Origin of the sequence: Aureimonas pseudogalii (assembly GCF_014196835.1) — a bacterium.
Taxonomy (GTDB): domain Bacteria; phylum Pseudomonadota; class Alphaproteobacteria; order Rhizobiales; family Rhizobiaceae; genus Aureimonas; species Aureimonas pseudogalii.
This window is the reverse complement of the sequence record NZ_JACIEK010000011.1, coordinates 56556-74888: the sequence shown is the minus strand read 5'-3', so window position 1 is coordinate 74888 and position 18333 is coordinate 56556. Positions and strand designations below refer to the sequence as shown.

Sequence of the window (18333 nt, the reverse complement as noted above, 5' to 3'; positions counted from 1 at the left end):
CAGGTTCAGGCGCCAAAGGCGGCGTTTGAAATGCTTTCGAGAGCGAGTTGTTCGTCGATCGCGCCCAAGTTGAAGGCGGCTTTCGGCATCCCATAGACCAGGGAGGACTGTTCGTTCTGGCCTATTGTCCACCCTCCACTCTTACGAATCTCCAAAGCACCGTGTGCTCCATCGCTTCCCATGCCCGTCAAAACGATCCCGAGGGTGGATTTTCCGAAACGGCGGGCGAGCGAATGGAGGAGAACGTCGACGGAGGGGCGATGACCGCTGACGGGCGCGGCCTCCACCAGCGAGCAGACGGGCGAGGCGCCGACCACCATCAGGTGGCGGATGCCGCCCGGCGCCAGATACACGGTGCCCGTCTCGATCGGCATGCCGTCCTCGGCCTCCACGACCCGCACCGGCGAGGACCGGGCGAGGCGCTGGGCGAAGCCGCGGGTGAAGCCGGCGGGCAGGTGCTGCACGACGAAGGTGGGCGGGCAGTCCGGCGGCCAGTCGGCGAAGAGCGCCGTCAGCGCCTCGATGCCGCCGGTGGAGGCGCCGATGCCGATCGCGGCGGGCCGCCGGCGGCCCGGTGCGTGCGCCGTGCCAGCGCTGGCGGCGCCGGTGCGCTTTGGCGGGGCCGCGAGCGCGTCGTTGCGCCGGGCCGAGACGGCCGCCAGCCTGTGCCGCGACTGGGCGGCGAGACGCACCGTGCCGGCGAGGGCGTTGAAGGCGTCGTCGTTGGCGCGGCGCGGCTTGGCGAAGCAGTCGAAGGCGCCGATGGCGAGCGCCTCGATCGCCGCCGAGGTGCCCGGCCCGGTCTGGCTGGAGACCATCACCACGGGCATCGGGCGAAGCCGCATGATCTTCTCGAGAAAGTCGATCCCCCGCATGCCCGGCATCTCGACGTCGAGCGTCACCACGTCGGGATCGAGCATCTTGATCTGCTTGCGGGCCTCGAACGCGTCTCCGGCCTCACCCACGATCTCGATGTCGCCGGCCTCGCGCAGCGCCCTGCCGATGAGAAGTCGCATGGTCGGCGAATCGTCGATGATGAGAACGCGCGTCGGACTCATCCGGCGAGCCGTCGGTAGGTGGTGTTGGCCGCGTGCGAGAAGAGCGCGGCGGGCTCGCCCGTGATGCGCTCGGAATGGCCGACATAGAGCCAGCCGCCCGCCGGCATCCGCTCGGCCATGCGCAGCCAGATCGCCTCGCGCACGCCCTGGTCGAAATAGATCGCGACGTTGCGGAAGAACACGACGTCGAACGTGCCGCGCATCGGCCAGTCCGACAGGAGGTTGAGCTCGTGGAAGGCGACGAGTTCGCGCAGTTCGGGGCGCACCTCGAAGAGGTCCGGTCCCGCCGCGCGGAAGCCGCGGTCGAGATCGGCCGGCGTCAGCACCTTCAGGGTGGCCGCGTCGTAGCGCCCGGCGCGCGCCGTCGCCAGCACGTTGCGGTCGATGTCGGTGGCGAGGATGCGGATGTCGTGACGCCCGGCGTCGGGCATCCGCTCGAGAAGGCGCAGGGCGATGGAATAGGTCTCGTGCCCCATCGAGCAGCCGGCGCTCCAGATCCGCACCCGCCCGCCCGCCGCCGCGCGCGCCGCGAGCCCGGGCAGGGCGGTCTCTGCGAAATGCTCGAAATGGTGCGGCTCGCGCAGGAAGAACGTGTAGTTCGTGGTCAGCGCCTCGACCATGAGCGGGCGCTCCACCGCGCCCGCCGCCGACTGCACGAGGTCGCAATAGCGCTCGAACGAGGTCATCCCCAGCGCCTTCAGTCGCTTCACGAGGCGCGCGTAGACGAGCGAGGCCTTGGCGTCGTCGAGATGGATGCCGGCCTCCGCCCGGATGATCCCGGCGATGCGCTCGAACGCGGCCGGCGACAGCCCGCCATCGTCGGCGGCGGCCGGACGGCTGGCCGCCGCCGCGGCGGTCACGACAGGCGCATCCGCTCGGGCAGCATGCGCTCGGGCATGATGCGGGCGATCATCCGGTCCTCGATCGCCACCACCGCCGAGACGAAGGCCTTGGCCGAGTCCTGCGCCAGGTCCGGCGCGCCCTGCATCAGCTCGGGGCTGACGGAGAGGATGTCGGAGACGGCGTCGACGAGGAGCCCGAAGACCTGGTCCTCGGCCGCCACCACCACGATGACGTGGCGCGGCGTCGGGGGATCCACGGGCAGGCCGAGCCGGGCGGCGAGGTTGACCACCGGCAGCACGGTGCCGCGCAGGTTGATGACGCCGAGAATATAGTGCGGCGCGTGCGGCAGCGTGGTGGCCGGGGTCCAGCCCCGGATCTCGCGGACCGCCTTGATGTCGACGCAGAACTCCTGCGGGCCGACGCGGAAGGCCACCATCTCGGTGCCCTGTGTGGTGCTCTTGCGAACCGTCTGGGACATGGGTCTCTACTCCGCCGCGACCTGTTCGATGCCGAAGATGAAGCCGTCGAGCGTGCGCTCGCCGGCCATGGCGTCGACGTCGACGATGAGCGCGACGCGCCCCTCGCCCGAGATCGTCGCCGCCGAGATGCCGGCCACCGGTCGGTAGTTCTTCTCGAGGCTCTTGATGACCACCTGCCGCTGGCCGCGGATCTCGTCGACGAGAAGCGCGATGCGCCGGTTGTTGTCGACGTCGACGAGAATGGCGACGGAGGTCAGCGGGTCGGCCGGCTCGGCGCGGAAGCCGAGCTCCACGCCGACGTCGATCAGCGGCACGATGGCGTCGCGCACGTGGACGGTGCGCCCGTGCCCGAGCGCCTGCAGCTCCTCGGCCTGCGGGCGGAAGGTGAAGACGATGGCCGAGAGCGGCACCACCAGCGTCTCCTCGCCGACCTTGACGATCATCCCGTCGAGGACGGCGAGCGTCAGGGGCAGGCTCATGGTGAAGGAGGAGCCGAGCCCCGGCCGCGAGGCGATGGCGAGACGCCCGCCGAGCGCCTCGATCGACTGCTTCACGACGTCCATGCCGACGCCCCGGCCCGAGATCGCCGAGACGGTGGTGGCGGTGGAGAAGCCCGGCAGCATCACCAGCTGGTCGGTCTCCTCGTCGGAGAGGATGGCGTCGGCGGCGATGAGGCCCTTGTCGATGGCGATCTGCTTGACCTTCGGCCGGTTGATGCCGGCGCCGTCGTCGGAGATCTCGATGATGATGCGGCCCGAGCGGTGTGCGGCCGAGAGGGTCACCGTGCCCTCGGCCGGCTTACCCTTGGCGACGCGGTCCTCGGGCTTCTCGAGCCCGTGGTCGATGGCGTTGCGGATCATGTGGGTGAGCGGGTCGGAGAGGCGCTCCACCACGGTCTTGTCGACCTCGGTGTTCTCGCCCTTCGAGACGAAGGCGACCTTCTTGCCGGTGGCGGCCGCCACCTCGCGCACGAGGCGCGGCATGCGCTGGAACACCGACTTCACGGGCTGGGCGCGCACCGCCATCACGCTGTCCTGCAGGGTGCGGGTCAGCCGGTCGAGCTCCTCGATCGAGGAGACGACCTCGGAGCCCGTCGGGAGGCCGGCCTCCTCGACCTTCTGGGCGAGCATGGTCTGCGTCGTCACGAGTTCGCCGACGAGATCGATCAGCTTGTCGACGCGGTGCAGCTCGACGCGGATGACGGCGGCCGGCGCCTCGGCCTTGGCCGCGCTCTCGCCCTCGGCCTTCTCCGACTTTTCGCCGGGCTCGGCCTTCTCGGCCGGGGCGGGGGCAGGCGCCTTGGTCGGGGTTGGGGCAGGGGAGGGGGGCGCCGCGTCGCTCGCGGGCGCGTCGCCCTCCGTCACGATCTCGTTCTGCAGGCGCGCCAGGAGGTCGGCCACCGAGATGCCGCCGGCGTCGCCGAGCGCGGCGAGGTCGATCTCGGGCATCGCGCCGGCACGGGCGGTGACCGTGAGGTCGCAGTCCCATTCGGCGAATTCGAAGATCTCGCGAACCTTGGCCTCGCTCACCTCGTCGCCGTCGAGGTCGATCGCGAAGGAGAGATAGGCGCCCTCCGGGTCGATCGTGTCGAGGAGCGGAACCTCGGACGTGTCGCAGGCGATCGTCGCCTCGCCGAGCGCGGAGACCTCGCGCAGCAGCACCGTCGCCTCGTTGGCCTTGGCATAGAGGTCGCGATGCGGCTTGAAGGCGATGCGCACGGCCGGGCCGTCCTCGCCGAGCGCCGGCGCGGCTCCTGCACCGAAGCCCCCGTCGAAGCCGGTGTCGAGGCCCATGGCCGACCAGTCCACCGCCACCGGCGTGAACTCGAAATCGGCGAGCGCCATGCCGCCGTCCTCGTCGGCGCCCTCCTCGTCGTCATGGCCGCCCTTCGGGCCGCCGATCAGCGCCTCCAGCTCGTCGATCAGCTCCTTCGAGCGCGCGAGGTCGCCTTCCGCGCCGTCGCGGCCCGCAGCCACCATGTCGCGCAGATGGTCGGCCGAGCGCAGCATCACCGGCATCACGGCGTCGCCGGCGACGAGCCGGTGCGAGCGCACCTCGTCGAGCACGGTCTCGAAGACGTGGGCGAACTTGACGAGCTTGGTCAGGTCGAAGGCGCCCGCGCCCCCCTTGATCGAATGCACCGCGCGAAAGACGCGGTTCACGGTGTCGTCGTCGGTCTGGCCTTCGCTCATCGCGGTGAGGCCGTCCTCCAGCTCCTGGAGCTGTTCGTCGCATTCCTGGAAGAAGACGACGCGGATCTCGTCCAAAGCGCTCATGATCGGCAGGTCCTTCAGGCGACGACGCGGTTGATGGCGGAGACGAGCTTCACCGGGTCGAAGGGCTTGACGATCCAGCCGGTGGCGCCGGCCTTGCGGGCGCGGTCCTTCTTGGCGGCGTCGCTCTCGGTGGTGAGCACGATGATCGGGATGGCGCGGCGCGTCTCGTCGACGCGCACCGCCTCGATGAACTCCAGCCCGTTCATGCGGGGCATGTTGATGTCGGTGATGATCACGTCGGGCTCGGAGGCGCGCAGCACCTCCAGCCCGTGCAGGCCGTCCTCGGCCTGGATGACGTGGAAGCCGGCCTTGTCGAGCGCGGCGCGCAGCAGCTCGCGCATCGTGCGCGAATCGTCGATCGTCAGGATGGTCTTCGTCATCACGCGGCCTCGCTCTGGGTCAGGTCGGCGGCGCTGCAGCCCAGAAGCGCGAGATCGCGCTCGAAGGCCGGCGACGTCGCGGTGAGGGTCAGCGCCAGCCCGTCCGCTTCCCAGGTCTTGCGAGCCGAGACGAGCAGCTGCAGGCACTGGCCCCCGAGGCGGCGCACCTCGGCCGCATCGAGGCCGAGCGGGGCGCCGCGCCGGGCGAGAAGCTCGGCGTGGAGCGCCGCGGCGGCGGTGATGTCGAGAACGGGCGCGAGCGTCAGCGTCTCGCCGGCCTCGCCCGAGACGATGGAGGCGGGGAGGGGCGCTCCGGCCTCGTCGCCCGTTGGTCCCGCGTCGGCGTCGGCGTCGGCGGAAGCATCGAGATCGCCGGCTTCGGAGCCGAAGCTCGAAGGCTGGTCGGCGGACAGGGTCGCGGCAGGGGACTCGCCGTTCGAGGCCTCGTCGAGGGTGGTTTCATCGACGGCCGCCTCATCGGCGGCGGGCGTCTCGTAGGAGGCCATCATCGCCAGGATCTCGGGCGGCAGGGACACCACGAGATCGTCTTGCGCGGGGGCTTGCGGCAGACCGGACATCAGAACTCCTCCCAGCCGAGCTCTTCGGCGGCGGCGGTTGCGGGAGCCGCGGCCGCGCTCGCACGCGGGGCGGCGATCGGCGAGGTCGGGGCGTGTGCCTGGACGGGGGACGGGACGGCAGCGCGGGGCGCGCTCGCCGCCGGCGTCTTCATCACGGCCGCGACGCCGCGAAGTTGCTGTACCGCGAGGTCGGTCGTGTCGACGCGGAAGCTGGCGACGAGGCGGCCGAGTTCCTCGGTCTCGGTGCGCAGCGAGAGGGTCGCGGCGGTGGTCTCCTCCACCATCGCGGCGTTCTGCTGGGTGACGCGGTCCATCTTGTTGACGGCGTCGTTGACGTCGGCGATGCCGATCGACTGCTCGCGCGCCGAGCCGGCGATCTCCTGCACCAGGGCGTCGATCTGGGTGACCTGAGCGGCGATGCGGGTGAGCACCTCGCCGGAGCGGTTGACGAGGTCGACGCCGTTGCCGACCTGCGTGGAGGAGGCGCCGATCAGCGTCTTGATCTCCTTGGCGGCCTCCGAGGAGCGCTGGGCGAGCGCCCGCACCTCGAGCGCCACCACCGCGAAGCCGCGACCGGCATCGCCCGCCCGCGCCGCCTCGACGCCGGCATTGAGGGCGAGGAGGTTGGTCTGGAAGGCGATCTCGTCGATCACGCCGATGATGCGGGCGATCTGCTGCGAGGACTTCTGGATCGCGGTCATCGCCGCCACCGCCTCGAGCATCACCTCGCCCGAGCGCTCGGTGTCCTGGCGGGCGGTGGCGACGGAGGAGGCGACCGAGGCGGCGTTCTCGGCCGAGTGCTTGACGGTGGCGGTGATCTCGCCGAGCGCCGAGGCGGTCTTGTCGAGGCTGGCGGCCTGCTGCTCGGTGCGGCGCGACAGGTCGTCCGAGGCGTGGCCGATCTCGTTCGTGCCGTTGGCGATCGAGGAGACCGAGGCGGCGACGCGCCCGACCATGTCGTGGAGATGCGCGGCGGCCTTGTTGAACTCGTCGCCGAGGCGAGCGTAGCGGCCGGGGAAGGGGGTGGAGATGCGGGCGGTGAGGTCGCCCGACGACATGCGCGTCAGCGCTTCCTCGAGGGCGTCCACCACCAGCGCTTGGTCGGCGGCGATGCTCTCGCGCTCGTCCTCGGCGCGGGCGTGCTCTGCGAGGCTGGCGGCATGGACCTTGGCGGCCTCGGCCTCGAGCGAGCGGTTGGCGAGGAGGTTCTGGCGGAAGACGTCGAGCGCGGCGGCCATCCTGCCGATCTCGTCGCGCCGGCCGAGCATCTTCAGCGTCACGTCGGCGTCGCCCGCCGAAAGCTTCGTCAGCGCTTCGGCCACGTGGCGCACGGGGGCCGCGATGCCGCGAACGAGCAGGAGGCAGAGAAGGCCGGCGAGGGCCAGCGAGCCGAGGACGCAGGCGATCACGATCGACGGGAGCCGGCCGTAGGCGACGTCGATGGCCGTGGAGGCGGCTTGCCGCTCGGCGCGCGCCGTCTCGGCCAACGCCCCGGTGAGCGAGAGCATCGCCGCCTGTCCGCGGGAGGCGGCGAGTGCCTTTTCGGCCTCGGCGCGGGTCTGCGGCGCGGCGAGCCGGCGGGCGATGTCATCGGTCTCGCCGCGGTAGTCGGCGTCGAGCGTGCCGAGACGGGCGAGGCGCGACGTCTCGGTGGCGTCGACGCCCTCCGCCGGAAGCTCGGCCAGGGCACGGGCGACCGCGGCGTTGGCACCGGCGAGGCGCGCCGCCGCTTCGGGATCGGCCGCCGGGCGCAGCACCGCCGCCGCCGCGGTCTCGCGCGCCGCCAGACGCTCGCCGAGCACGGAGAGCGCGTCGAGGCGGGCGGTGGCCGTGCGGCCGGCCTCGCGGACCGTGTCGATCGCGCCGAGCTCATGGACGACGAGGCCGCCCAAGCCGGCCGTGGCACAGACCATGACGGCGAAGGCCAGCATGAGCTTTCGCGAGAGGGCGAGATTCTGGATCGCGGACATGACGTCTCCGAAGGACGCGGCGCCGGTGCCACGTGGCTGGACGGGTGGGCTTCGGAGGGATCGTCGCGGCACGCCCGGCAACGGGGGCGGATCGACCGATCTCTCCGGCAGTTCCGCCATTTAGACTTCTAACTTATAAAATTTAGTTAGAACGTCGGTATCGAGGTGGAACCAGGCGCAAGCTCTACTTGATGCCGGCTGCCACGAGAAAGACTGGTAAGCATAACGAACGGAAAACGCCGGCGGGTCGGCTGCCGCGGGGCGGGCACCGTCCGTCGCTCGTTGCAACGCAAGGTCGCGCCGACGGGCGGACCGGATGCGGCGCGGCGTTCTTCTATAGCACGACTTGTCGCCCCGGCGGTGCGGCGGCAAGAGACTTGCCAGTTCCGTCGTTTAAACTTCGCAGCTTTAACCGCGCCGCAATCTGTTTGGGCCAGTGTGCGATCCAATCGATGTGACGGAAACCCGATCCATGACCTCACCTGCTGCCCATCTCGTGCTCGACGGATCCTACGACCTGTCGGGACTGGTCGTCCTGCGGGAGGATCTCATGCGTGCCGCCGGCGAAACGGTCGATGGCGTGCTGCATCTCGACATGGGCGGCGTCGGCGCCGCCGACGTCGGCTTCGTGCAGCTTCTCCTGTCGCTCGACGTCTCGCTCGCGGCCTCCGGCCGCCGGCTCACCGCCACCGCCTCGGAGGCGGTCCGCGCTTTGTTCGAGCGCTGCGGCGCCCCCCTTCCGGCCGTGTCCTGACCGCCGGCCTGCCGCCTCTCCCCCCCGTCTTCTTTTCTTCCCCGAATCCAGAAAGGTGAAGTCCGTGGCGAAATCCGTACTTTGCGTCGATGACTCCGCCAGCGTGAGGCAGATGGTCTCCTTCACGCTCGAGAGCGCAGGCTATGCCCCCGACACCGCCGTCGACGGCGCCGATGCGATCACCAAGCTGGACCAGAACAAGTACCAGCTCATCATCACCGATCTGAACATGCCCAATCTCGACGGCATCGGCATGATCCGCAAGGTGCGCGAGATGCCCCAGCATGCCGGCATCCCGATCGTCATGCTGACCACCGAGTCGGACGAGACGAAGAAGATGGAAGGCAAGGCCGCTGGCGCCACCGGCTGGATCGTCAAGCCGTTCGACCAGGCCAAGCTGGTCGCCGTCGTCAACAAGCTGATCGGGGCCTGATCATGATGGGCGGCGACATCATCGAGACCTTCCTCAACGAGGCGCGCGACCTCCTGGAGCAGCTCGAGGCCGCGCTCCTCGATCTCGAGAAGCGCCCGAACGACCGCGAGCTCGTCAACACGACGTTCCGCGCGCTGCACACCCTGAAGGGGTCGGGCGGCATGTTCGGCCCGCCCGCGATGGCCGCCTTCGCCCACGAGCTCGAAAACGCCTTCGAGAAGGTGCGCCAGGACCACGCTCCGGTGACCCCGGCGCTCGTCTCGCTGCTTCTCCAGTCGGCCGACCAGATCCGCAAGCTGCTGTTCGAGGCCGACGGCGACCATTCCGCCGAGAGCACCCGGCTCGCCAAGGCGCTGATCGCCGAGGTGGACGGCGCACCGGCCGCCGCCGGCTCGTCGCCCGCCGCCGCCCAGCCCGCCGCCGCGCCCCCCGTCTCGGCGATGGCGCGCCGCTTCCGCATCGCACTGCGCCTCGAGCGCTCGGCGCTCGCCTTCGGAACCAACCCGCTGGCGCTGCTCGACGAGCTGCGCGACCTCGGCCCCCTCACGGTCGCCGCCGACGTCTCGCAGCTTCCCCCGATCGAGGATCTCGTTCCCACCGACCTCCATCTCGGCTGGACGATCCTGCTCGACACCGCCGCGCCGCGCTCGGCGATCGACGACGTGTTCATCTTCGTCGACGGCCCCGACGCCGTGGTGATCGAGGAGATCGACGCGGACGCCTCAGTGGCCCCCGCTCCGGCTGCCGCTGCCGCCCCCGCTCCGGTTGCCGCCGCTCCGGCCGTCGTCGCCGCCGCGCTGAAGGCCGAGGCCCCCAAGCCCGCCGCCGCGAAGGCCGACGCCGCGAAGGCCGAGGCGCCCGAGGCCAAGGGCCAGGACGCGCGCGCCGAAGCCCATGTGCGCGTCTCCGCCTCGCGCCTCGACATGCTGCTCGACCAGGTGGGCGAACTGGTGATCGCGCAGGCCCGCCTCTCGGCGCTCGCCCGCAACCGCCACGATCCCGTGCTCACCACGGTGGCCGAGGAGATCGAGCGCTTGTCGGCCGATCTGCGCGATAGCGCGATGGGCATGCGCATGGTGCCGATCGAGCAGCTCTTCGGTCGCTACCGGCGCGTCGTGCGCGATCTCTCCTCCGACCTCGGCAAGGAGATCGACCTCACCTTCACCGGCGAGGAGACCGAGCTCGACAAGACCGTGCTCGACCGTCTCGGCGACCCGCTCGTCCACATCATCCGCAACTCGATCGACCACGGCATCGAATCGGCCGAGCGCCGCGCGAGCGCCGGCAAGTCCAAGCGCGGCTCGCTGCGCCTCGGCGCCCGCCAGGCCGGCACCGAGGTGGTGATCACCATCGACGACGACGGCGCCGGGCTCAACCGCGAGCGCATCCTCGAGAAGGCGATCGCCTCCGGCATCGTTGCCGAGGGCACCGTGCCGACCGACCGGGAGATCGACGAGCTGATCTTCCATCCCGGTCTCTCCACCGCGGCGGCCGTCTCCAACCTCTCGGGCCGCGGCGTCGGCATGGACGTCGTCAAGCGCACGATCAACGAGCTGCACGGCTCGATCGACATCGACACCCGGCCGGGCGAGGGCACGCGCTTCACGCTGCGCCTGCCGCTCACCCTCGCCATCATCGACGGGCTGCAGGTCGCCGTCGGCGAGACCCAGTGCATCCTGCCGCTCACCAGCGTCGAGGAATGCGTCGAGCTCTCGGCGGTGGAATCGCGCGCCTCGGCAGGGCGCAACTTCGTCGACATCCGCGGCACGCTTGTGCCGCTCCTGTGGATGGACGACGTCTTCGGCACGCCGAACCGCGGCACGATCGTGGTGGTCACCGAGAGCGACACCGGCAAGCTCGGCGTCGTGGTGGACCAGGTGGTCGGCCAGCACCAGACGGTGATCAAGCCGCTGTCGCCGCTGCACGCCCGCACGCCCGGCCTCGTCGGCTCCACCATCCTCGGCGACGGCTCCGTCGCGCTCATCCTCGACGTCAATCCGCTCGCCCGGCACGCGGCCCAGCCGCGCCTCGACGCCCGCGTCGCAGCCTGAAGGTCCGATTCCCATGTCGCTCGCCATCGAAACCACCGACACCTCCCTCGAGGACTACCTCACGGTCGCGCTCGGCGACGACCTCTTCGGGCTGAAGGTGGCGCTCGTGCACGAGGTGCTCGATCCGCCGCCGATGACGCGCATTCCCAACGCGCCGCCCTTCGCGCCCGGCCTCATCAACGTGCGCGGCAACGTGCTGCCGCTCGTCGATCTTCGCGCCCGCTTCGGCATGGCGCGGGCCGACGACACCCCGACGAGCCGGGTGATCGTGTCGGAGGTCTCCACCGCCGCCGGCGAGACCTTCCAGGTCGCGATCAAGACCGACGCGGTCTACGAGGTGATCCACGTGCGCGAGAGCGACGTGTCGGCGATGCCCGAATACGGCTCGCGCTGGCCGAGCCGCTATCTCGAGGGCGTGGTGCGCCAGGGCGACCGCTTCGTGGTGCTCCTCGACGTCGAGCGCCTGCTCGACGACGCCTGACGGCGCGCCTTCGGGCCCTCTTGGCGCCCAGACCGTCCACCCTTCGTCCCACGCCTTCCCAACCCTTCGCCGTTCCGGGGACCGATCATGAGCCAACACTTCCAACCCTCCGCCGAGGCCGATCCGGACGAGGGCAGCGAGATGCTCACCTTCCAGCTCGGCTCGGGCGACTTCGCGGTGAACGTGCGGCAGGTGCGCGAGGTCCTCGACTACAAGCCCATACAGCCGATGGCCAACGCGCCGGCGAGCCTTCTCGGCATGATCGACGTGCGCGGCGTCGGCGTGCCGGTGGTCGATCTCAAGGCCAAGCTGGCGATGGCCGCGAGCGAGCATCGCGAGATCGGCCCCGACACCCGCATCGTGGTGCTCGAGTTCGAGGCCGACGCCCGCCACCACACGGTGGCCGTCATCGCCGACGCCGTGCACGAGGTGGCCGACCTCTCCGACCAGACGCTCGAAGCCCCGCCGCATGTCGGCGAGACCTGGAACAACGACTTCATGCAGGGGCTCGGCCGGCGCAAGGAGGCGTTCCTGACGCTGCTGCGCATCGAGCAGCTGTTCGGGCGCCTCGACGGCGCCGCGCCTGCGCGCGCGGCGTAAGCCTCATGGCCCAGGTCTCCGCAGCCCTCAAGCCGCCGGTCTCGGCCCCCTCCGACGCTATTCCCCAGTGGACGCGGGTGGAGCTCTCCGACCAGACGTTCGACGTCCTCGTGCGGCTCGTCTACACGAGCTGCGGCGTCTCGCTCTCGCGCATCAAGAAGACCATGCTCGAGACGCGGCTGCGTCGCCGGCTGCAGGTCACCGGGCTCCCCGACTTCGAGAGCTACCTGCGCCTGCTGCAAACCCCCGCGGGCGCCGCGCAGGAAATGCAGTCCTTCGTCGACACGGTGGTGACGAACGAGACCTCGTTCTTTCGCGAGCGCGCCCATTTCGACCACCTGAACGAGGCCGAGCTGAAGCGCCTCGTTCAGAACGGCGACGGGCGCACCCTGCGCGCCTGGAGCGCGGCCTGCTCGTCGGGCCAGGAGGTCTACACGCTGGCGATGGTGCTCGACGCTGTCGCCTCCCAGTCGCGCCAGTGGGACTGGCAGATCCTCGCCACCGACATCTCGGTGAAGATCCTGACGGCGGCGCGCGAGGCGATCTACCGCACCGAGGACGTGGCGCCGGTGCCGGCGGCGCTGCAGGAGCGCTATCTCCTGCGCTCGCGCGATCCCGACTCCGACGCGGTGCGCGTCTCGCCGGAGCTGCGCGGCCGCGTCACCTTCGGCCAGATCAATCTGATGCATGCCGAGTACCGCGTGAAGACGAAGATGGACATCATCTTCCTGCGCAACGTCCTCATCTACTTCGAGCCGCAGGTGCAGCACGACGTCGTCGCCAAGCTCTGCCGGCATCTGCGGCCGGGCGGTCTCCTCATCCTCGGGCATTCCGACACGACGCGCTCGGGCAAGCTGCCGCTACGCCTCATCCGCGGGAACATCTACGAACGGCTGGAGGACTGACCCCATGAAGACCATCCGTGTCCTGCTGGTCGACGACAGCGCCAGCGTGCGTCAGGTCCTGTCCGAGATCATTTCCGCCGAGCCGGACATGGAGGTCGCCGCCACCGCCTCCAATCCCTACTTCGCCGCCGAACGGCTGCGCGAGGAGGTGCCGGACGTCATCATCTGCGACATCGAGATGCCCCGCATGGACGGCATCACCTTCGTGCAGAAGCTGATGAGCCAGCGCCCGATCCCGGTGATCATCTGCTCCTCGCTCGCCGAGGCCGGCTCGAAGATGGCGCTGCAGGCGCTGGAGGCGGGCGCCGTCGAGATCATCGCCAAGCCCAAGGTCGGCACGCCGCAGTTCCTGATGGAGGCGCGCACCCGCATCTGCGACGCCGTGCGCGCCGCCGCGCAGGCCACCGTGCGGGTGCGCCGGCCCTCCGCCTCCAGCGCGCCGCAGGAGAAGCTCACCGCCGACGCCGTGCTGCCGCCGTCCAGCGGGCGCCCGATCGACCGCACCACCGACAAGGTCGTGGTGATCGGCGCCTCCACCGGCGGCACCGAGGCGCTGCGGCGCATCCTCGAGCCGCTGCCCGTGGACTGCCCGGGCATCGCCATCGTACAGCACATGCCCGCCGGCTTCACCTCCGCCTTCGCCAAGCGCCTCGACGGGCTCTGCCGCATCGAGGTGCGCGAGGCGGTGACCGGCGACCGGCTGATGCCGGGCCTGGCGCTCATCGCGCCGGGCAACCACCACCTGCTGCTGCAGCGCTCGGGCGCGCAGTATCACGTCGAGGTGCGCGACGGTCCGCTCGTCACCCGCCACCGCCCCTCGGTGGACGTCCTGTTCCGCTCGGCGGCGCGCTCGGCCGGCGCCAACGCGCTCGGCATCATCATGACCGGCATGGGCGACGACGGCGCCAAGGGCATGCTGGAACTGCGCCAGACCGGCGCCCACACGATCGGCCAGGACGAGGCGACCTGCATCGTCTACGGCATGCCGAAGGAGGCGATGAAGGCCGGCGCCGTGGCGCAGGAGATCGCCCTCGACCGCATCCCCGCCGAGATCGTCCGCTTCGCCCACGACCAGTTCCCCAAGACCGCGCAGCGCGCGGCGCAAGGCCGGTGATCCCCATGACGACCCTGCTTCCCTCCAGCACGTTCGCCCAGGCCGGCTTGCCCGACGGCTTCGAGGCGTTGCGCCGCACGCTCGCGCAGATCCACCAGTGGAACGTCTCCTCCGAGGCGGTCTATCTCGGGGCGGGCGAGGATCTGCAGCTGCTGCACCGGCGCATCGGCGCCGTGCGCGACTGCATCCGGCGCTCCACCGAGGTGGTCACCTCGCCCGAGGCGGACCGCGTCGAGAGCCTGCTCGGCACCGCCGCGACCTCCGCCGCCTCGCTGGAAGAACTGGCGATCGAGCGCTCCAGCGTGCTGCGCACCCTCGCCGACGGCGTGTCGACGGCGGCCGCCGGCTCCACCGCCGTGGCGTTGGTGTTCCGCCTCCTCGACTACGTGGTGCTGGTGGCGCGCACCCATGTCGAGGGCATGACGCAGGCGCGCGACGTGCTCGTGCCCTTCACCCAGCACGTGCACGAACTCGTCGGCTCCGGCCAGAGCGTGGCCCGCGCGCTCGACGAGCGGGTGCGCCTGCTCGCCGGCCATATCGGCGAGAGCCGCGCCATCGACGCGCGCGTCGGCGCCAAGGCGATGCTCGGCGAGCCGAGCCTCGCCTTCCAGTTCCGCACGCTCGGCCGCAGCCTCGCCCAGGAGCGCGACGCCGTCGCCACCACGCGCGCCGAGGCGCACCGCTCCTTCTCCGCCATCCGCGACGCCGTCGGCGGGCTGGTGATGGGCCTGCAGTTCCACGACATCGCCCGCCAGCGCCTCGAACACACGCTCGGCAATCTCGAACGCCTCTTCCTCATCGCCGAGACCGGCCAGCTCTCCCATGACGGCGCCCCGCTCGAGGGCACCGCGCGCAACCTGGCGCTGCGCCGCATCGTCGAGCTCGAGATCGCGCAGATCGAGAGCCTGACGACGCTCTACGAGACCAAGATGGGCGATCTCCACGGCAATCTGGAGATCATCGCCGGCGAGATCGCGGCGAGCGACCGGTTGCTCGGCCAGCTCTTCTCCGACGATTCCGACGGTGCCGGCCAAAGCGCCATCGCGGTGCTGGAGCGCGAGGCGGGCAAGGTGCGCGCGCGCTTCTCGCGCGACGAGGTCGATCGCCAGCATCTCGACCATTCGCTGCGCGAATGCGTCGAGGCGGCCGGCCCGCTCATCGAGATGACCGACGAGCTCGCCGCGCTCGAGCACACGCTGCGGCTCGCCGGCTTCAACGCCGCGGTGCGCGCCGCCCATGTCGACTCGGGCGACGAGACGATCGGCTACATCGCCCGCGAGATCCGCGAGCAGGCCTCGCTCGCCAAGGCGCAGGCCGACCTCGTGCGCGAGGGCATCGAGGTCGCGGTCAGCGCGACGCGCGAGCTCGAAGGCGCGATCCTGCCGAAGATCGGCTCGGCCGAGGGCGAGATCGCCTCGCAGTTCGCCGAGGCGACGGGCATCCTGCAGCGCATCGACGCCGAATGCCTCGACACGCTGCGCGAGGCCTCGGTGAACGCCCGCGGCCTCGGCGCCAAGGTCGAGGCGATCACCGCGCTGATGACGCCGCATGTCGAGGGCTGCGGCCTGATGCGCCAGACCATCGCGATCCTGCGCCAGCTCCTCGCCGGGCTGCCCGACGAGGCGATGTCGGCGGAGGAGGGCCTGCGCCTCTACGGGCTGCTCGCCGCGCAGTACACGATGGCCGAGGAGCGCGCGATCTTCGAGGCCTCGTTCCGCGCCATGGGCCTCACCGTCCTGCCGTCGGCCGTGGTGAACGCCGCGCCGCCCCCGCCCGCCGACGACGTCGACGACTTCCTGTTCTGAGCGATCGGACGTCCCGACATTCCATGAGAGGGTGGCTCCGGCCGCCCTCTTCTGCGTTTCGGCAGGAGCGACAGCTCGCGGCTTTCAGCCGAAGAGCGCGCGCTCGCGCTCCACCGTCTCGGCGATGAAGTCGGCCGCCGCGCGGATCGGCGCCAGCGCCCGCGCGCTCTCGTGGATCACCAGCCAGTATTCCCGCCGGATCTCGGCCCCCGGCAGCACCCGCACCAGCCCCGGCCGATGCGCCGCGATGAAGACGTGGAGGATGCCGATCCCGGCGCCCGCCGCCACCGCCTCGGTCTGCCCGAGCGCCGAGGCGATCTCGAAGCGGCTCTGCCAGTCCGGGGTGATCTCGGCGGTGTATTGCAGCGAGGCGCTGTAGTGGAGATCCTCCACCGCGCCGACCAGCCGGTGGCGGGCGAGATCGCCGACGCTTCGCGGCGTGCCGTGCGCGGCGAGATAGTCCCGTGAGGCATAGAGCCCGAGCGCGTAGGCGACGAGCCGGCGCGCCACCAGCCGCCCTTCGGCCGGGCGCTCCACGGTGATGGCGATGTCGGCCTCGCGCCGCGAGATCGAAAAGGCGCGCGGCACCGGCACGAGCTGCAGCCGCAGGCCGGGATGGCGCTCTGCGAGCCCCTTCAGCCGCGGCGCCAGGAACGCCGTGCCGAACCCGTCGGGCGCGCCGATCCGCACGGTGCCCGTCAGCGCGGCGTCGGCGCCCGCCGCCAGCGACAGGGCGTCGGCCATCTCCGCCTCCATCCGCTCGGCGCCGGCGAGGAACGCCGCGCCCTCGCGCGTCGGCTCGCAGCCGCTCGGGCGCCGTGTGAAGAGCGCGACGCCCATCGCCGCCTCCAGCGCGTCGAGCCGGCGCCCCACCGTCGCGTGGTTGAGTCCGAGGCGCCGCGAGGCCGCCAGAATCTGCCCGGCCCGCGCCACGGCGAGAAAGATGCGCACGTCGTCCCAGTTCATGGCCGTTCCTCACATCATTCCACGCACAATGGATGCGCGGGGATGCCGCTTGATTTCAAGTCCCACCCCGGCGCATCTCTGGGGCCACACGAACGGGAGGAACGGCCATGAACGAGATCGGTCACTTCATCGACGGCGCGCGCGTCGCCGGCACGAGCGGACGCACCGCCGACATCTTCAACCCCGCCACCGGCCAAGTGACGGCGAAGCTTGCGCTGGCCTCCGAGGCCGAGCTGCAGCGCGCGGTGGACGCCGCGAAGGCCGCTCAGCCCGGCTGGGCCGCCACCAACCCGCAGCGCCGCGCCCGCGTCTTCATCAAGTTCGTGGAGCTTCTGAACGCCCACATGCAGGAGCTCGCGGAACTCCTCTCCTCCGAACACGGCAAGACGGTCGAGGATTCCAAGGGCGACATCGTGCGCGGCCTCGAGGTCTGCGAGTTCGTGATCGGCATCCCGCACCTCATGAAGGGCGAGTTCACGGAAGGCGCGGGTCCGGGCATCGACATGTACTCGATCCGTCAGCCGGTGGGCATCGGCGCCGGCATCACGCCGTTCAACTTCCCGGCGATGATCCCGATGTGGATGTTCGCGCCGGCCATCGCCTGCGGCAACGCCTTCATCCTCAAGCCCTCCGAGCGCGACCCCTCGGTGCCGATGCGCCTCGCCGAGCTGATGATGGAGGCGGGTCTCCCGAAGGGCGTGCTCCAGGTCGTCAACGGCGACAAGTCGAGCGTCGACGGCATCCTCCAGCATCCCGACATCGGCGCGGTGAGCTTCGTCGGCTCCACGCCGATCGCGTCCTACGTCTACGCCGAGGCGACCGCGCGCGGAAAACGCGCCCAGTGCTTCGGCGGTGCCAAGAACCACATGATCATCATGCCCGACGCCGATCTCGACCAGGCCGCCGACGCGCTGATCGGCGCCGGCTACGGCTCGGCCGGCGAGCGCTGCATGGCGATCTCGGTGGCGGTGCCCGTGGGCGAGGCGACGGCCGACGCGCTGATGGCCAAGCTCATCCCGAAGGTCGAGGCGCTGAAGATCGGCCCGGCCACGGACGCGAGCGCCGACTACGGCCCGGTGGTGACCAAGGCCGCGCAGCAGAAGATCCTCGGCCTCGTCGAGAAGGGCATCGAGGAGGGCGCGACGCTCGCGGTGGACGGGCGCTCCTTCAGGATGCAGGGCTACGAGGACGGCTTCTTCGTCGGCTCCTGCCTCTTCGATCACGTGACGCCGGACATGGCGATCTACCGGGAAGAGATCTTCGGCCCGGTGCTCTCGGTGGTGCGCGCCGCCAGTTACGAGGACGCCATCGCCCTGCCGATGCGCCACGAGTACGGCAACGGCGTCGCGATCTACACCCGCGACGGCGACGCGGCCCGCGACTTCGCCTCCCGCATCAACATCGGCATGATCGGCATCAACGTGCCGATCCCCACGCCCCTGGCCTACCATTCCTTCGGCGGCTGGAAGAAGTCCTCCTTCGGCGACCTCAACCAGCACGGGCCGGACTCGATCAAGTTCTGGACCCGCACCAAGACGGTGACGAGCCGCTGGCCCTCCGGCATCAAGTCGGGCGCCGAGTTCTCGATGCCCGTGATGCGCTGACCGCAAGGCGCCTTGCCTCATGAGAAAGGCCGGCCC

17 protein-coding genes are annotated in these 18333 nt (G+C 70.7%); 9 read left to right on the top strand and 8 right to left on the bottom strand.

Going from position 1 to position 18333, the window contains the following annotated elements; all coding sequences use genetic code 11:
• Window positions 1–5 precede the first annotated feature (5 nt).
• From GGR04_RS17280 to GGR04_RS17250, 7 genes are read right to left on the bottom strand one after another with little or no spacing between them, the layout of a single operon-like run.
• A complete protein-coding gene (locus GGR04_RS17280) occupies window positions 6–1058 on the bottom strand; it encodes a protein-glutamate methylesterase/protein-glutamine glutaminase (RefSeq protein ID WP_183201183.1) in 1053 nt (350 codons plus the stop codon).
• Complete coding sequence (locus tag GGR04_RS17275) at window positions 1055–1918, bottom strand: CheR family methyltransferase (RefSeq protein WP_312857479.1); 864 nt, start codon at window positions 1916–1918, stop codon at window positions 1055–1057. The genes GGR04_RS17280 and GGR04_RS17275 overlap by 4 nt, the downstream gene beginning before the upstream one ends.
• Window positions 1915–2379: a chemotaxis protein CheW gene (locus GGR04_RS17270; protein ID WP_183201182.1), complete on the bottom strand. Its 465-nt coding sequence runs from the start codon at window positions 2377–2379 to the stop codon at window positions 1915–1917. Before GGR04_RS17270 ends, GGR04_RS17275 begins: the two co-directional genes overlap by 4 nt.
• A gap of 6 nt (window positions 2380–2385) precedes the next feature.
• Window positions 2386–4656, bottom strand: coding sequence for a chemotaxis protein CheA (locus GGR04_RS17265; RefSeq protein ID WP_183201181.1), 2271 nt, complete (start codon window positions 4654–4656; stop codon window positions 2386–2388).
• Between the two features lie 14 nt (window positions 4657–4670).
• Window positions 4671–5036 carry a response regulator gene (locus GGR04_RS17260; RefSeq protein WP_183201180.1) on the bottom strand — a complete coding sequence of 122 codons (366 nt, stop codon included), beginning with the start codon at window positions 5034–5036 and terminating at the stop codon, window positions 4671–4673.
• Window positions 5036–5614, bottom strand: a complete 579-nt coding sequence (locus tag GGR04_RS17255) for an STAS domain-containing protein (RefSeq protein WP_246393267.1) — start codon at window positions 5612–5614, stop codon at window positions 5036–5038. Before GGR04_RS17255 ends, GGR04_RS17260 begins: the two co-directional genes overlap by 1 nt.
• The gene (locus GGR04_RS17250; protein WP_183201179.1) at window positions 5614–7584 is read right to left on the bottom strand and encodes a methyl-accepting chemotaxis protein; all 1971 of its coding nucleotides are present in this window, start codon (window positions 7582–7584) and stop codon (window positions 5614–5616) included. The genes GGR04_RS17255 and GGR04_RS17250 overlap by 1 nt, the downstream gene beginning before the upstream one ends.
• A gap of 472 nt (window positions 7585–8056) precedes the next feature.
• Here GGR04_RS17250 and GGR04_RS17245 point away from each other — a divergent pair, with 472 nt between their 5' ends.
• From GGR04_RS17245 to GGR04_RS17210, 8 genes are all read left to right on the top strand, one after another.
• Window positions 8057–8338 carry an STAS domain-containing protein gene (locus tag GGR04_RS17245; RefSeq protein WP_183201178.1) on the top strand — a complete coding sequence of 94 codons (282 nt, stop codon included), beginning with the start codon at window positions 8057–8059 and terminating at the stop codon, window positions 8336–8338.
• 64 nt (window positions 8339–8402) lie between these two features.
• Window positions 8403–8771 (top strand): response regulator, encoded by a 369-nt coding sequence (locus GGR04_RS17240; protein WP_183201177.1) that lies wholly within the window; start codon window positions 8403–8405, stop codon window positions 8769–8771.
• Window positions 8772–8773: 2 nt separating this feature from the next.
• A complete protein-coding gene (locus tag GGR04_RS17235; RefSeq protein WP_183201176.1) occupies window positions 8774–10822 on the top strand; it encodes a chemotaxis protein CheA in 2049 nt (682 codons plus the stop codon).
• 13 nt (window positions 10823–10835) lie between these two features.
• A complete protein-coding gene (locus GGR04_RS17230; protein ID WP_183201175.1) occupies window positions 10836–11303 on the top strand; it encodes a chemotaxis protein CheW in 468 nt (155 codons plus the stop codon).
• Between the two features lie 87 nt (window positions 11304–11390).
• Window positions 11391–11903, top strand: coding sequence for a chemotaxis protein CheW (locus tag GGR04_RS17225; protein ID WP_183201174.1), 513 nt, complete (start codon window positions 11391–11393; stop codon window positions 11901–11903).
• A 5-nt stretch (window positions 11904–11908) separates the two neighbouring features.
• Window positions 11909–12808 carry a CheR family methyltransferase gene (locus GGR04_RS17220; protein WP_183201173.1) on the top strand — a complete coding sequence of 300 codons (900 nt, stop codon included), beginning with the start codon at window positions 11909–11911 and terminating at the stop codon, window positions 12806–12808.
• 4 nt (window positions 12809–12812) lie between these two features.
• Window positions 12813–13922: a protein-glutamate methylesterase/protein-glutamine glutaminase gene (locus tag GGR04_RS17215; RefSeq protein ID WP_183201172.1), complete on the top strand. Its 1110-nt coding sequence runs from the start codon at window positions 12813–12815 to the stop codon at window positions 13920–13922.
• 5 nt (window positions 13923–13927) lie between these two features.
• On the top strand, window positions 13928–15727 hold the full coding sequence (locus GGR04_RS17210) for a hypothetical protein (protein ID WP_183201171.1): 1800 nt from the start codon (window positions 13928–13930) through the stop codon (window positions 15725–15727).
• 84 nt (window positions 15728–15811) lie between these two features.
• Here GGR04_RS17210 and GGR04_RS17205 read toward each other — a convergent pair whose 3' ends face one another.
• The gene (locus GGR04_RS17205; RefSeq protein ID WP_183201170.1) at window positions 15812–16693 is read right to left on the bottom strand and encodes a LysR family transcriptional regulator; all 882 of its coding nucleotides are present in this window, start codon (window positions 16691–16693) and stop codon (window positions 15812–15814) included.
• Between the two features lie 107 nt (window positions 16694–16800).
• Here GGR04_RS17205 and GGR04_RS17200 point away from each other — a divergent pair, with 107 nt between their 5' ends.
• Window positions 16801–18297, top strand: coding sequence for a CoA-acylating methylmalonate-semialdehyde dehydrogenase (locus GGR04_RS17200; protein ID WP_183201169.1), 1497 nt, complete (start codon window positions 16801–16803; stop codon window positions 18295–18297).
• Window positions 18298–18333: the final 36 nt, after the last annotated feature.